Here is a 14,465-nt window from a genome sequence, read left to right as displayed (position 1 = left end):
CGCGGAGCACCGTCCGCGCGTGGGCGGCCGATGCGCCACCGCCTTCGTCACCGGGGCACGGGGGTTGGCCGCAGCGGTCAGAGTCCGGCCTCCGCGCCGATGAGCAGATGCCAGGGCCAGGTGTCGCCGGCGGCGGAGGCCGGGGTGTGCGGGGCGGGCGGGAGGAGGTTTCTGGTGGTCTCGGAGACGGGGGCGCGCAGGATACCGACGGTGATGTCGACCAGCTGGGCCGCGAGCAGCGCCACGCGGCGGGCGTCGGCTGTCTGCGCGCCGTCGGCCCCTGCCTCGTCGGCTCGTACGTCGTCCCCCTGGGTGCCGCCTGCTCGTACGTCGTCCGGCCGGGTGTCATCCGCCCGTACGTCGTCCGGCCGGGTGTCATCCGCCCGTACGTCGTCCGGCCGGGTGTCATCCGCCCGTACGTCGTCCGGCTGGGCACCGTCCGGGCCGCCGCCGGGAGCCATCGTGTGCTCGCACGCGGACAGTGCGCGGACGGTGAGCATCATCGCCAGCGCGAGACGGGTGCGCAGGACGGGTTCCGGCAGGTCGTCGAGGAGTTGGGCGAGCGCGGTGAAGACGGTCTGCACGCTCTGGGTCGCCGCCGGGTCCGCCCGTACGAGGGCGCCCGTCCAGGGGGGTGTCGACACCTGGGCGAGGAACCGCGCGTAGTGGCTGTGCCCGTCGACCGTCTCGGCCAGCGGGCGGATGAGCACGTCGGCCAGCTCCTCCAGGGTGGGGCGCCCGGTCCGCTCGCGCAGGGTGGCCAGGAGACGGTGGCGGTGGGCGTTCACCTGCCCGGTGTGCCGTTCGAAGATCTCCCGGACCAGCTGTTCCTTGGTGCCGAAGTGGTACTGGGCGGCCGACTTGTTGCGCTGGCCGGACGCGGTGGTGATCTCCCTGAGCGAGACGGCGTCGATGCCGCGTTCGGCGAACATCCGCAGAGCCACTTCGGCCATGACCTCGCGCGTCGCACTCCCTCGGCTCATGGGGCCATGTTAAGGCCCGTTTCTTAATGGAGTCGTCTCCGGTAAGGCGGATACCTTAATAAGGCGTGTACCTTAATAGCGCCTGCCTTCATCATCCGTATGCATCTCTCCGTATGCATCTCTCTCCGTATGCATGTCAGGGAAGGACCACGCAGATGCCCCCGACGCCGAAACCCCCGATACCCGGGAAGCCGCGCCGCGCCGTGACAGCGGCCGCCTCTCTCGCCGCGGCGGCCGCCCTGGCGCTGGCCGTCGCCGGACCCGCCGACGCCGCATCCGGCCGCGCCCACACCATCTCCGCACCCGCACCCGCACCCGCACAAACCGACCCCGCCCAGGCCGACCCCGCTCTGCCCGGCCCCCTGCCGACCAGCCCCGGCATGGACCAGGTGCCGGGCTTCACCGGCCGTCCCGCCGCCCCGCACCCCGTGCCGGGCGGCGAGATCCACAACCCGGCCATGGCACCCGACGGGCTCAGCGCCATGCACGGCGACAGCTATGCGAGCAACACTCAGCCGCAGGGCGGCCCCCTGGGGCGCCGGCCGCGGGTGACCAGCGCGAGCAAGGTCACCGATCCCGCGGACCCGGCCCAGTGCGCCACGGCGACCTTCCTGCACAACGGGCTGATGGTCCTCAACTGCGGCAGCGCGTCCCACCACCCGACCCTGCGCCTGGAGGATCCCGTCACCCTCAGGGACCTGGCCTCCTACCCGCTCCCGGTGCGGCCCTCCACATACCGGGCCGCCGCGACCCACAACCCCGCCCTGATGTTCTCCGACACCTCGGGCTCCTACTACTACCTGGACAACCGGGACCGCATCGTCATCGCCGCCGCCGACCAGCGCATCCAGAGGCTGACGGCTCATCACACCCGTTCCGGGCGATGGGAGTTCGAGCAGGACAAGAGCTGGAACCTGCGTCCCCGGCTGCCGCACGACTGCGCCACCGCCGCCGCCCCCGACCCGGAGGGCGAGTGCGACCCGGTGACCGCGGTCCAGGCGGACTACCGGGGCCTGATGTGGTGGGTCAGCGACCACGGCCGCGTCGGCACCGTCGATCCGGCCACCGGCGCCGTCAGGACGGTCCGCCTCACCGGCGAGCAGATCGAGAACTCCTTCTCCACCGGCCCCGACGGCGTCTTCATCGCCACCGACCACGCCCTGTACAAGATGCACGCGACGCCGGACGGCACCCCGCGCACCGACTGGCGCGAGACCTACGACCGGGGCACCCGTACCAAGCCCGGCCAGATCAACCAGGGCACCGGCGCCACCCCCGCCCTGCTGGGCGGCGGCTACGTCGGCATCACCGACAACGCCGACCCCCGGATGCACGTCCTGGTCTACAAGCGGGGTGACCACGCGGGGGACCACCGTCTGGTCTGCTCCGTCCCCGTGTTCCGGCCCGGCGCCGGTGCCACCGAGAACTCGCTGACCGCCTGGGGCAACGGCTTCACGGTGGAGAACGACTACGGCTACACATCGGTCCGCAGCACCCAGGGCGGCAGAAGCACCCCCGGCGGCATCACCAAGATCGAGGTCAACAGGGCGGGCACCGGCTGCACGACCGCCTGGACCAGCGCCGAGCAGTCCCCCACCGTCGTCACCAAACTCTCCCGCTCCAACGGCCTGCTGTACGCCTACTCCAAGCCGTCCGACAGCGGGGGCACCGACGCCTGGTACCTCACGGCCATCGACTGGCGCACCGGCCGGACCCGTTTCCGTGTCCTGACCGGCACCGGTGACGCCTACAACAACAACTGGTCCCCCCTCACCCTCGGGCCCGACGGCTCCGCCTACATCTCGACGTACGGCGGGATCGTCCGTGTCCACGACAGGACCCGTACCCGGCGGTAGGGCGGCCCCCGGCAGCAGGACTGGCCCGGGTACGGGCAGCCGGACGCGTCGGAGCCCCGGGCCGCTCGCCCGGGGCTCCGACGCGTCACGGCCCGGTGTTCACCGGTGGTGGTGCGTCCTGCTGTGGTCCGTCAGCAGGGACCAGATCACGAAGACGCCGATCGCGATGGCGATGAACGCCCAGATCGGCTGGTACGGCAGCCACATGAAGTTCGCCACGATGCTGATCGCGGCCATGAACACGCCGAGCCAGCGGGCCGGCGGGACGCCCATGAGGATGCCGAGGCCGGTGAGGGCGAGGACCACACCGATCGCCAGATGGGTCCAGCCCCAGGCCGTCAGGTTGAACTCGTACGCGTAGTGGCCCACGCGGGTGTAGACGTGGTCCTTCGCGATACCGACGATGCCGTTGAGCACGGCGAGTACGCCGTCCACGAACAGCAGCACACCGGCGAACAGGGTTCCACCACTTGCCCACTTGCTCCCGCTGCCCCTGTCGGGCTGTGCGTGGTGAGGCGTGGGCGCCCCGGAGGGGCCTGCGGGCTGAGCCATGAGAGCCTCCTTCGCCGGGTCGTCACGCTGTCCGGCGTCATTTCGACGCTCCTCCCGCACAGCACCGGCCACCAGCCCGATTGAGCCATTCGGGTGAGCCTCGGCTCCGGCCAGGGCGGTTCTCAGGGAGCCCCGGCGTCTCCTCGGGCGCCCTGCCCGCACCTCAGACAGCGGGCCCGCACATCGGGCACGCGTCAGGACCGCAGGCCGGCGGTGCGGGCGCCCATGGCCCCGCGACCGACGGGCCGAGGTTGTCCAGGCATACGTCCACGCCGTGCAGCAGGGAGTCGAGGCCATGACTGCCGCTCGCCTGCCAGGTGCGGACGGCGACCGTCAGGGCGCAGGCGTGCATCGACACCAGGAGCTGCGGCCGCGGGTCGGCCGGATCCGCGAGGCGCTCCCGTGCGGCGAGGACCCCGGCGAGTGCGTCCTGCTCGCTCAGCAGCACCTGGTGGAGGGAGACGAGCAGGCCGGGCGTGACCGCCACCAGACGCAGTACGGCGAGGCAGACCGGCGTCGAGCGGTACGCGGGAAGGGCCCGCGCCACCTCGGTGAGCGCCTGGCGCGTGGCCGCCCGCAGCGCGGTCAGCGGCGGCTCGTCCGGGGGCCTGCGGTCCAGCTCGCGCAGAGTGATCACGGCCATCTCCCGGAAGACCCCGAGCAGCACGTCCTCCTTGCCCGTGAAGTAGCGCAGCAGCGTCCGCTTGGAGACGTCGGCCGCGGCCGCGATGTCGTCCAGCGTGGTGCCGTCGAAGCCGCGGGAGCCGAACAGGTCGAGGGCCGCATGGCAGAGCGCGTCGCGGGTCCGGAGCTTCTTGCGGGCGCGCAGGCCGGCGGACGCGGTGCGTACGGCCGGGCTGGGTGGCATTCGGGTTCCTCCTGGGCGGGACTGCGTACCGGCGGCCCGGACCGTGCGCGGCCAGGGGCATGGGCGGCCCGGATGGTGGGCAGCCAGGGGATTCTGTCACCCGGTGCCATATGCTTTCGGGTGACACGCCTGTCCGGCTCACGGCGGCGGCGGTGGCATCGATCCCGTCAGGGGATCCCCAGGTGGACCGGACGTGGGGGTCATGACTGTGGGGGGCCGCAGGCCCTCCGACCGCTGCCGCCCGCTGCCCGCCGCCGCCCGGCGGGCCTGTCGAACCTGTCCGCGTTGCCTGGAGGAACGTCCCGTATGTCTCGTCCCATCCGTGTCGCGATCGTCGGTGCCGGTCCGGCCGGCATCTACGCCGCCGACGCCCTGCTCAAGTCCGACGCCGCCCAGGCCCCGGGCGTCTCCATCGACCTGTTCGAGCGGATGCCCGCACCGTTCGGGCTGATCCGCTACGGGGTCGCCCCCGACCACCCGCGGATCAAGGGCATCATCACCGCCCTGCACAAGGTGCTGGACAAGCCGCAGATACGTCTCTTCGGCAATGTGGACTACCCCGGCGACCTCACCCTGGACGACCTCCACCGCTTCTACGACGCCGTCGTCTTCTCCACCGGGGCCATGGCGGACCGCGCCCTGGACATCCCCGGGATCGGCCTCGACGGCTCCTTCGGCGCCGCGGACTTCGTCTCCTGGTACGACGGCCACCCGGACGTCCCGCGCACCTGGCCGCTGGAGGCCGAGAAGGTCGCCGTACTCGGGGTCGGCAATGTCGCCCTGGACGTCGCACGGGTCCTGGCCAAGACCGCCGACGAGCTGCTGCCCACCGAGATCCCGCCGAACGTCCACGCCGGGCTCCAGCAGAACAAGGCCGTCGAGGTCCATGTCTTCGGCCGCCGCGGACCCGCGCAGGCGAAGTTCAGCCCGATGGAGCTGCGCGAGCTCGACCACTCGCCGAACATCGAGGTCGTGGTCAACCCCGAGGACATCGACTACGACGAGGGTTCGATCGCCACCCGCCGCGGCGACAAGCAGGCCAACATGGTCGCCTCCACCCTGGAGAACTGGGCCATCCGGGACACCGGCGACCGGCCGCACAAGCTCTTCCTGCACTTCTTCGAGTCCCCGGAGGAGATCATCGGCGAGGACGGGCGCGTGGCCGGGCTGCGCACCGAGCGCACCGAGCTGGACGGCACCGGCAATGTCCGTGGCACCGGCCGCTTCACCGACTGGGATGTCCAGGCCGTCTACCGTGCGGTCGGCTACCGCTCGGACGAGCTGCCGAAGCTGCCCTTCGACGTGGCGTCCGGCACTGTCCCGCACGAGGCCGGGCGGGTGCTGGCCGCCGACGGCAGCCACCAGACCTCCGTCTACGTCACGGGCTGGATCAAGCGCGGGCCGGTCGGGCTCATCGGCCACACCAAGGGCGACGCCAACGAGACGGTCGCCTGCCTCCTCGACGACCACACCGCGGGCCGGCTGCCCGGGGCCGCCCTGCCGGAGCCGGACGCCGTCACCGACTTCCTGCGGGAGCGCGGCATCCGGTACACGACGTGGGACGGCTGGTACCGGCTCGACAGCCATGAGCGGTCCCTGGGCGAGGCGGAGGGGCGCGAGCGTGTGAAGGTCGTCGAGCGCGAGGACATGCTCGGCCACAGCGGAGCCTGATCCCACCCGGCTCCCGGGCTGCCCGGGACCGCATCGCACAGCGCAGCGGGGCCCGGCCGGAACACCGCCGCAGTCAGGCGGGATCCGGCCGGGCCTTCGCGGTCTCACCGGTCAGGCGGGTTCCGGCCGGGCCTCCGAGATCTCCAGGTGGTCGGCGTCGGCGCGTACGACGTCCGCCCGGCGCGGGGTGCCGGCGGCGGCCCGCAGTTGCGCGGCCGTGGTCTCCAGCGCGTCTGCGACGATTTGCGGCGACCGCGTGCCGGGGCGGGCTCCGGTCGTTCTCGGCCCGGCTGAGGAACGGCGACGAGGGGCCGCTGAGCGCGGCGGCCTCCGCGAGGGTACGGTCCAGGGGCCTGCACCGCCCTCGGATGCCCGGCCCGGTCCGGAGGGCAGGTCACCCTGCCCTACCCCTGGGCGAAGAAGGACTTCAGCCGCTCCGCCGCGTCGGGCGCGAGGCCCATCCTCTCCGTCTGCGCCGACCCTTCCGCGATCTCCGCCGTACGGTCGAACATCTCCGCCTCGTAGGCGGCGACGGCCGCAGCCGGATCGTCACTGTTCTCCACGATGGCCCGCGCCAGCAGGATGCCGTCCAGCATCGCCTGGTTGGCGCCCTCACCCACCGGGGGCATCAGATGTGCGGCGTCTCCCAGCAGGGTGACATCCGGGCGGGACCGCCACCGGGTGCCGACCGGCAGGGCCTCGATGTTCCGCCCCATGAGCGATCCGGGGTCACAGGCGTCGATCAGCCCGGTCAACTCGGGGGCCCAGCCGGGGAACAGGCCATGCAGACGCGCCACGGTTCGGGCCCACTCCGCGCCGCCGAACCCCTGGCGGCCGATCCAGCCATCATCGGTGCGGAGCGTCACCGAGACGCGGATGGAGCCGTCGCCGGACCGCTGCGCGCCCAGGTTGATGTTGTCGCCCAGGGCCATCAGGCTGCCCGGTCCGACGAAGTCCGCCACGTGCGGCTGCCGCCGGTCGGCGTCGGCGATCGTCAGCTGGAGGTAGGCGGACAGATGGACCGGCCGGGCGTCCGTGAGGAGGGTGCGGATACGGGAGCGCCCACCGTCCGCTCCGACGAGGAGATCGCAGTCGCCGTGGCCGCCGTCGGCGAAGAGCAGCCGGTGGCCGCCCGCGGGCAGTTCCTCGGTACCGGTCAGATGGCGCCCCCAGCGCAGGGCGCTGTCCGGCACCCCGGACATCAGCAGCTTCCGCAGGGCGCCGCGGTCGATCTCCGGCCGGGTGCCGCTGCCCGGCTCGGGGGCGTGCTCCCCCACGGTGCTGCCGGCCGGATCGAGGATCCGCAGGGCCTCGCCCTCGGGCCGGGCCTCGGCCCGGAACGCGTCGGCCAGCCCCAGCTCCGCCAGGGCCCGCTGCCCCGACCCGGGGTGCAGATCGAGTGAGCCCCCCTGCGCGCGGGCGTCGAGGCCGGTGTCCCGCTCGTACACGGTGGCTGGGATGCCCTGCCGGTGCAGCATCGCTGCCAGCACCAGGCCGCCTATACCACCGCCGACGACGGCGATCCTCGGCCTCTTCTCGGCGTCGGTCGTGACCCTGCCGATCGGGACCCTGTTGGTCGGGACCCTGTTGATCGGGACCCTGTTGATGGTGTCCATGCTGCCCTCCGGCCATCCCATTTCTGTACAGCGTACGGAAATTACCGTACATCGTACGGAACGATGACGGCGTACGGTAACCGTGTGGAGCTGATCTGGGAGCGCCCCGAACCGCGCGGCCGCACGGTGGTCCCCGTCGACCGGGGCCGGATCGTGGCGACCGCTGTCGCCCTGGCCGACGCCGAGGGTCTGTCCGGCCTTTCGATGCGCAAGGTCGGCGCCGAGCTGCGGGTCAGCCCGATGCGGCTGTACGGCTATGTCGCCACCAAGGACGAGCTGCTCGACCTGATGGCCGATGCCGTCTACGGCGAGATCGCGGCGGGAATCGGCGACTCCCCCGAGTGGGACGAGACACTCACCGCGATCGCCGTCACCACCCGGGAGTGCGCCCTGCGGCACGAGTGGTTCGTCGAACTGATCGGCGGCAGGCCGCACTTGGGCCCGAACGCCCTGACGGTGATGGAGGCCACCGCCACCGCCCTGGCCGGCGCCCTGAGCCCGGAGGGCGGCGACGGCGACGGCAACAGCAACAGCAACAGCAACAGCAACAGCCGCATCATGGCGGCCCTCGGTGTCTTCAACGCCTACCTCGTCGGCGCCGTCCGCAACGAGGTCACCGAACGGCGCGTCAGCCGGGAGAGCGGCGCCGACGAGGCACAGTGGCAGGCGTCGGTCGGGGACTACCTCGGCCGCCGGCTGGCGACCGGGCGCTATCCGACGACGGAGCGGATCCTCCGGGGGAAACCGGAGGGCGACCCCGCCGAGACCTTCGCCGAGGAAGTCGCGATCATCATCCGCGGCGTGACCCACACCGGCTGACCCGGGCGGCCGCCCAGGATCGTGCGCCCCTTCCCGCCGCTGGTCATGAGCGTCACCAGCCGCTGATCCCGCTTCCGCCCCAGGCCCCCCGTCCGCGGCCCCGGACCCGGCCGTGCGGCGTGGCGCGCTGTGACACCGGGTGTGTGGCGTTGACATGGTTGCGTACGGAGAGACCTGAACGAGCCCTGCGCCTCGGGAGAGGCCGACCGGGCAGAGGAGCGCTGCACATGAGTCTTCGGCTGAAGGGCATCACCCGCGACGAACACCTGGCCTTCATCAGGTCCCGGCCCTCGGCGAGCCATATGCAGGTTCCGTCGTGGGGCGAGGTGAAGCCGGACTGGCGGGCGGAGAGCCTGGGCTGGTTCGGCGCCGACGACCGGCTCGTCGGGGCGGGCCTGGTGCTGTTCAGGCCGCTGCCCAGGCTCAGGCGCTCCCTCGCCTATCTGCCCGAAGGCCCGGTCATCGACTGGCACGCGGCCGATCTGGAGCGGTGGCTGGAGCCGATGCTCGCCCATCTGAAGAGACGCGGGGCCTTCTCGGTGAAGATGGGGCCGCCCGTGGTCACCAGGCGCTGGGACACGGAGGCGGTCAAGGCCGCGATCGCCGACCCGGCCGCCGGGCGGCTGCGCGACGCGGACCCCACCTGGCACGACCCCCGGGCCCTGGACATCGCCGACCGGCTGCGCCGGATGGGCTGGCAGCAGACCGAGCCGGGCGGCGAGGACGGCTTCGCGGTGGGCCAGCCCCGCTATGTGTTCCAGGTGCCGTTCGCGGGGCGCTCGCTCGACCAGGTGCACCAGAGCTTCAACCAGCAGTGGCGGCGCAACATCAAGAAGGCCGAGAAGGCCGGCGTCACCGTCGAACGGGGCGGCTACGAGGACCTGTCCGCCTTCTACGGCCTCTACGCCGAGACGGCCGAGCGGGACAGGTTCATCGCCCGCCCGCTCTCCTACTTCCAGCGCATGTGGACCGTACTGACCGCCGAGGACCCCGACCGTATGCGGCTCTACCTCGCCCGCCACGAGGGCGAGATCCTGGCGGCGGCCACCATGCTGACGGTCGGGGAACACGTCTGGTACTCCTACGGCGCCTCCACCAGCCGTAAGCGCGAGGTCCAGCCGAACAACGCCATCCAGTGGCGCATGATGTCCGACGCCCACGCACTCGGCGCGGGCGTCTACGACCTGCGGGGCATCACCGACACCCTGGACGAGGACAACCACCTCCTCGGCCTGCTCCGCTTCAAGGTCGGCACCGGCGGCCACGCCGTCGAGTATCTGGGCGAGTGGGACTTCCCCCTCAACCGCTTCCTGCACAAGGCCCTCGACCTGTACATGTCCCGGCGCTGAGCCCCCGACCCGTCAGGGTGTGCCGAGCAGTTCCAGCGCCTCGGTCCAGCGGAAGCCGGCCGCGGGGTCCGGGGCCCCGGGCCGGCCCGGATCGTACGCGCTGAACAGGACGCCCATGGAGCGCAGCGCCTCCACGCTCCTGCGGTACGCGGGGTGGGCGGCCTGGGCCCCGTTCAGACAGGGCAGTACGGCGGTGGGGACGCGCGCGCCGAACGCCTCGCAGAGGATGCCGAGTGCCAGGGTGTCCGAGATACCGGCCGCCCATTTGTTGATGGTGTTGAACGTGGCGGGCGCCACCGCGATGGCGTCCGCCGGCGGCAGCGGACGCGGGTCCCCCGGGGCGCGCCAGGCCGACCTGATCGGGTACCCGGTCTGCGCCACCACCGCCTGCGCGTCGATGAAGCCGAGCCCCTGGGGGGTGGCGACGACCCCCACGTCCCACCCCTGCTCCTGTGCGGCCGCGATCAGCTCGCCCACCCCGCCCGCGATCCCGGACGCGCAGACGACGACGTAGAGGAAGGGCTTCTTCGGCCGGCCGACACGCTGGTTCCCGTCCCTGTTCCCGTCGGGCTGTTCCGTCATGTGGCCCCCAGCCTGCTGGTGAAGTGTGGTGTGCTGAGGGCCAGTCTGCGGTACGCGCGCTCCCCTCAGCGCGAGCCGATCGCCGCCACGAGTTCCGCGACCCCTTTCTCCCGCAGTACCTGGTAGTGGTCCCCGGTCAGTTCGACCACCGTGGGCGGTGTCGCCGAGTAGCCGGAGTGGCCCTCGATGAACGAGTAGTCGTCGCCGGACGCCTTGAAGACGGTGACGGGGGCCGTGAGCCGGCGCTCCAGCAACTCGGCGAAGGTGTAGTCGAATTCGTAGGTCGCCGCCACGATCCGGGTGATGCGGCGGATCACGCCCGGGTCGAGCGCGGGGACCGCTCCGTGGACGAACGCCACGAAGCCCTCCTCGTCGCGCACCGTGCGCAGGCACTCGGCCAGCTCCGGGCCGCCGATGCGTCCCAGGAACACCGAGAGCAGTACGGCGGTGTAGACGGGGTTGGTGAGGGATGCCTCGCGCGAGTACCGCTCGCCCTCCGCGAGTTCCACCGTCGGGTTGCCGGGGCAGATCAGCAGGACCTCGTCCACCTTGTGGCCGTCCCGCTCCAGCTGCCAGGCCGCCTCGAAGGCGACCCGGGCGCCGAAGGAGTACCCCCAGAGCGTGTACGGGCCCTCGGGCTGCACGGCGCGGATCTCCGCGATGTCGGCCGCCGCCATCTCGCCGATGGTGGCGAAGGGGCGCTCCCCTTCGTTGATGCCGGCCGCCTGGATGCCGTAGAACGGTCCGCCCGCCGCCGAATCGGCCGCCAGCGTACGGAGGTTCATCGGGTATCCGCCGAGGCCCGGCCAGCAGAAGACCGGCTTCCCCGCGCCGTTGTCGTGCAGCGGCAGCAGCCGGGACGAGGGCGCGGGCGAGTCCTGGACGACCCGGGCCGCCAGGTCGGAGAGGCGCGGGCACTCGAAGAGGGCCTGGAGGGGCAGCGCCGTGCCGAACTCGCGGTTGACGCGATGGGTGAGGGTGACCGCCACCAGGGAGTTGCCGCCGCGGGCGAAGAAGGTGTCCGCCATCGAGACGTCCGGGTACTTGAGCGCCGCGCCCCACAGGGCTGCGAGTCTCCGCTCGGTGTCCGTCGCGGGCGCCACATGCGGCTCCCCCGGCGCCCCCGCGTCGCGCACCGCGTCCGAGGCCGCGAGGGCGGCCATGTCCACCTTGCCGTTGGCGGTGAGCGGCAGTGCGTCCACCACCTGCACCCGGTCCGGGATCATGTAGTCGGGCAGCAGCCGCACCAGGTCGTCGCGGATCATCTCGGTCGGGCCGCGCATATGGACGGAGTCCTCGCGCATCCCCTGCGACGTCAGCTGTTCGTCGCTCACCCGGCCGCCGATGAAGAAGTACGAGGGCCCCGGGGCGATGCCGGCCCCGGCCAGCAGGTCGTCCAGGCGCAGGGCGGCGGGCAGCGGGTTTCCGCTGCGGGACGAGTAGCCGGAGGACATCAGACCGAGCCGCAGCCCGTTGCACTGGAGATGGTGGAGGAGTCGGCCCAGCACCACGTAACGCAGCCAGGGGCGTTCCTCCCGGCTGACGGCGGAGATGCCGAACGACGCCGTCCCGTACACGCCCTGGTTGATGGCGATCACATCGCGGCGGCGCACCACATCGGCGGATATGGGGTGCAGTTCGCCGCCGGAGTACCGGTACGTTCCCTCCGCGAGCCCGGCGACCCGGTCGCCGTGCGCCTGGACGAAGAGGTCGACGGCGAGGTCCGCGGCGGGGGTGCCCGCACCGGCCGTGGCGGGCACCAGGTCGAAGGCGCCCATGTAGTGGTCGTCGGCCGCCGCGCCCACCAGCGCGGGGAACGCCGTGTCCAGGCCCGCCGGGCGCACGGCCAGGCCGTACGCGGGCAGCACCCGGTCGAGTACACCGAGCAGGTGCCCGGCCTCGAACTCCAGCACCTCGTCGATGTTGTTGCTGTAGACGGCGGCGATGGCGGCCCGCCGGCCCAGCAGATGGACGCGGGTCCCGCAGGCGCCGCCGCCCGGGGCGTCGGCGAAGCGCACCAGCGCGTGGCGTGCCGGGTGGAAGTAGTACAGGCCCGCTCCGAGGCCACGGCTCCCGTCGGTCTCCAGGTGGATCTGGGTGGCGTAGAGGGCACCGGGCGAGGCGTAGGCGTACTTCGGGAGGAGCCGCTCCTCGCTGTGGAACGGTCCGAACCAGCGCAGCAGCTCGCCGAGCGAGTCGAGGTCGAGACCGCGTGCGGCCGGGGCGGGGGCGGATGTCGCGGTCGTAGCCGCAGACGGTGACGGTGCCGGTGCCGGTGCCGGATCTGCCGCCGGTGCCGGTGCCGGATCTGCTGACGGTGACAGGAGGCGTACGAGGTCGTCCCGGGTCACGGGCTCGGTGCCGTCGTGGAAGCGGTAGGTCTTGCGCGCGAAGACCTCCGCGCGCTGCGCGGCGCTGCCCTGCGCGCCCGGCAGGGCCACCGCGGGCAGCCCGGCCAGCTCCTCGTCGGTCCGGACGCCGGGGTGGGAGAGCTGGGCCCGCACCTGGAGGCGGCTGGCCTTGGACTGGTGGTGCGACCCGTGGTTGCCCTGGTCCATCAGGGCGGCCTCGCGCGGGTTCAGCTCCACGCAGGCCACCAGGGTCTGCCAGCCGGTGCCGGGTGCGCTGGTCACGACGGCGGCGGCCCTGCGGACCCAGGTGTGCTCCTCGACCGCCGACGCGACTTCCTCCAGCTCGACCCGGTAGCCGCGGAGTTTCACCTGGCTGTCGATGCGGCCGGAGAACTGCAGGGTGCCGTCCGGATTCCAGGAGACCAGGTCGCCGGTGCGGTAGAGCGGGCCGTCGGGGGAGAGCGCGCTCCGTACGAAACGCTGCGCCGTCTGCTCCGGGAGGTTGAGATAGCCGCGGGCCACCTGGGCGCCGCCCAGGTGGAGTTCGCCCTTCTCGCCGATGTCGACGGGCCGGCCCTGGTCGTCCAGTACGAAGGCGGTGACCCCGTCCACGGGCGTCCCGATCGGCACGGTCGTGGCCGGTGCGCCGCTCTCGGGCGGGCCGGACGCCACCACGTGGGCGGTGGCGTTGATGGTGCACTCCGTCGGACCGTAGAGGTTGACCAGCGACACGCCGGGCAGCGCGGCGGCGAACTCCCCGGCCAGCGCGGTGGTCAGCGCCTCGCCACCGCAGAAGACCCGGCGCAGTGAGGCGCACCCGGTGAAGCCGTCGGTCTCCAGCAGCGCCTGGAGCAGCGTCGGGACGCACTGGAGCGTCGTCACCCCGTGCTCGCGCACCAGGGCGACCAGCGCGTCGGGGTCCCGGTAGACGTTCGGCAGGCCCGCCACCACCGCGCCGCCCACGGCGGGGGCGAGGATCTCCCACTGCGCCGCGTCGAAGCTCATGGGGGTCTTCTGCAGGATCCGCACATCGGGGCCCAGATGGCCGGTCGACCGCAGCCAGGTCAACTGCGAGACGACAGCGCGGTGTTCGATCATCACGCCCTTGGGGCGCCCGGTCGAACCCGAGGTGTAGATGACATAGGCGAGGTCCTGCGGCCGGGCGGCGGACAGTGGGGCGGCCGTCTCACCGGCCGCCGACGGCCCGGCCGGCCGCTCACCCGCGGGCCCGTCCAGGACGATCACGGTCGCCTGCGGGCCCGCGAGGGCCCGCGCCCTGTCGGCCAGGTGGGACTGTGTGACCAGCAGCCGCGTCCCGGAGTCGCGCACCATGAACCGTAGGCGCTCCTCCGGATACTCGGGCGACAGGGGCAGATAGGCACCGCCGGACGCGAGGATCCCCCACACCCCGATCACCAGGTCGGCCGAGGGTTCCGCGTACAGGCCAACGGTGACATCGGCCCCGGCGCCGAGGCGGGCCAGCCGGTGCCCGAGTGCCTCCGCCGCGCCGACGAGTCCGCGCCGGGTCAGGCGGCCGCCCGGGTGTTCCAGCGCGGTGGCACCGGGGTGCGCGTCGGCCTCACGTCTGAGCAGGTCGAAGAGGGCCGGTTCGTGGAGAGGGGCGGCGGCCGCCCGGACTGTCGGGTGGGTCTGAGTCTCCATGGGATCCTTCGTGGCACGAGGTGCCGTGGCGTGGTCCTGACACGGCAACGGTCTGCGGAACGGACACGGCAACGGGTCTACGGAACGGACTAGGTGGGGGGCTCACCCGACGCGGGACGGCGGCACCGTGACGCTCGCTCCGTGGGTCCCCCGTCG

At 72.5% G+C, this 14,465-nt stretch carries 10 protein-coding genes; 4 read left to right on the top strand and 6 right to left on the bottom strand.

Annotated features, from left to right (window positions below; all coding sequences use genetic code 11):
- Window positions 1-77 precede the first annotated feature (77 nt).
- Entirely contained in the window at window positions 78-983 is a 906-nt protein-coding gene (locus ACWGKJ_RS14380) for a TetR/AcrR family transcriptional regulator (RefSeq protein ID WP_385030985.1), read from the bottom strand.
- 155 nt (window positions 984-1,138) lie between these two features.
- On the opposite strand from ACWGKJ_RS14380, the gene ACWGKJ_RS14375 reads away from it, so the two are divergent.
- The gene (locus tag ACWGKJ_RS14375) at window positions 1,139-2,839 is read left to right on the top strand and encodes a hypothetical protein (RefSeq protein ID WP_385030982.1); all 1,701 of its coding nucleotides are present in this window, start codon (window positions 1,139-1,141) and stop codon (window positions 2,837-2,839) included.
- A gap of 99 nt (window positions 2,840-2,938) precedes the next feature.
- On the opposite strand, the gene ACWGKJ_RS14370 is transcribed toward ACWGKJ_RS14375, so the two are convergent.
- Window positions 2,939-3,391 (bottom strand): DUF7144 family membrane protein, encoded by a 453-nt coding sequence (locus ACWGKJ_RS14370; protein ID WP_385027444.1) that lies wholly within the window; start codon window positions 3,389-3,391, stop codon window positions 2,939-2,941.
- Window positions 3,392-3,554: 163 nt separating this feature from the next.
- Window positions 3,555-4,259 carry a TetR/AcrR family transcriptional regulator gene (locus ACWGKJ_RS14365; protein WP_385027447.1) on the bottom strand — a complete coding sequence of 235 codons (705 nt, stop codon included), beginning with the start codon at window positions 4,257-4,259 and terminating at the stop codon, window positions 3,555-3,557.
- 306 nt (window positions 4,260-4,565) lie between these two features.
- On the opposite strand from ACWGKJ_RS14365, the gene ACWGKJ_RS14360 reads away from it, so the two are divergent.
- On the top strand, window positions 4,566-5,930 hold the full coding sequence (locus ACWGKJ_RS14360) for an FAD-dependent oxidoreductase (RefSeq protein WP_385027450.1): 1,365 nt from the start codon (window positions 4,566-4,568) through the stop codon (window positions 5,928-5,930).
- Between the two features lie 404 nt (window positions 5,931-6,334).
- Here ACWGKJ_RS14360 and ACWGKJ_RS14355 read toward each other — a convergent pair whose 3' ends face one another.
- Window positions 6,335-7,546, bottom strand: a complete 1,212-nt coding sequence (locus ACWGKJ_RS14355; RefSeq protein WP_385027453.1) for an FAD-dependent oxidoreductase — start codon at window positions 7,544-7,546, stop codon at window positions 6,335-6,337.
- 84 nt (window positions 7,547-7,630) lie between these two features.
- Between ACWGKJ_RS14355 and ACWGKJ_RS14350 the strand changes: the two genes are divergently transcribed.
- Both ACWGKJ_RS14350 and ACWGKJ_RS14345 read left to right on the top strand, forming a co-directional pair.
- Entirely contained in the window at window positions 7,631-8,365 is a 735-nt protein-coding gene (locus ACWGKJ_RS14350; protein WP_385027457.1) for a TetR/AcrR family transcriptional regulator, read from the top strand.
- 227 nt (window positions 8,366-8,592) lie between these two features.
- Entirely contained in the window at window positions 8,593-9,714 is a 1,122-nt protein-coding gene (locus tag ACWGKJ_RS14345; RefSeq protein WP_385027460.1) for a lipid II:glycine glycyltransferase FemX, read from the top strand.
- Window positions 9,715-9,726: 12 nt separating this feature from the next.
- On the opposite strand, the gene ACWGKJ_RS14340 is transcribed toward ACWGKJ_RS14345, so the two are convergent.
- Together ACWGKJ_RS14340 and ACWGKJ_RS14335 are read right to left on the bottom strand one after the other, a co-directional pair.
- Window positions 9,727-10,296, bottom strand: coding sequence for a flavoprotein (locus tag ACWGKJ_RS14340; RefSeq protein WP_385027463.1), 570 nt, complete (start codon window positions 10,294-10,296; stop codon window positions 9,727-9,729).
- A gap of 65 nt (window positions 10,297-10,361) precedes the next feature.
- Complete coding sequence (locus ACWGKJ_RS14335) at window positions 10,362-14,309, bottom strand: amino acid adenylation domain-containing protein (RefSeq protein WP_385027466.1); 3,948 nt, start codon at window positions 14,307-14,309, stop codon at window positions 10,362-10,364.
- Window positions 14,310-14,465 lie beyond the last annotated feature (156 nt).

It is taken from the genome of Streptomyces sp. NPDC054757, assembly GCF_053612185.1.
Note: the sequence above shows the minus strand (reverse complement) of the source record. Positions and strands in the feature narration are given on the sequence as shown.

What these genes read in the sequence shown, in the direction of transcription:
- ACWGKJ_RS14380 (WP_385030985.1), bottom strand. Translation starts at nt 983, where the DNA reads ATGAGCCGAGGGAGTGCGACGCGCGAGGTCATGGCCGAAGTGGCTCTG.
- ACWGKJ_RS14375 (WP_385030982.1), top strand. Translation starts at nt 1,139, where the DNA reads ATGCCCCCGACGCCGAAACCCCCGATACCCGGGAAGCCGCGCCGCGCC.
- ACWGKJ_RS14370 (WP_385027444.1), bottom strand. Translation starts at nt 3,391, where the DNA reads ATGGCTCAGCCCGCAGGCCCCTCCGGGGCGCCCACGCCTCACCACGCA.
- ACWGKJ_RS14365 (WP_385027447.1), bottom strand. Translation starts at nt 4,259, where the DNA reads ATGCCACCCAGCCCGGCCGTACGCACCGCGTCCGCCGGCCTGCGCGCC.
- ACWGKJ_RS14360 (WP_385027450.1), top strand. Translation starts at nt 4,566, where the DNA reads ATGTCTCGTCCCATCCGTGTCGCGATCGTCGGTGCCGGTCCGGCCGGC.
- ACWGKJ_RS14355 (WP_385027453.1), bottom strand. Translation starts at nt 7,546, where the DNA reads ATGGACACCATCAACAGGGTCCCGATCAACAGGGTCCCGACCAACAGG.
- ACWGKJ_RS14345 (WP_385027460.1), top strand. Translation starts at nt 8,593, where the DNA reads ATGAGTCTTCGGCTGAAGGGCATCACCCGCGACGAACACCTGGCCTTC.
- ACWGKJ_RS14340 (WP_385027463.1), bottom strand. Translation starts at nt 10,296, where the DNA reads ATGACGGAACAGCCCGACGGGAACAGGGACGGGAACCAGCGTGTCGGC.
- ACWGKJ_RS14335 (WP_385027466.1), bottom strand. Translation starts at nt 14,309, where the DNA reads ATGGAGACTCAGACCCACCCGACAGTCCGGGCGGCCGCCGCCCCTCTC.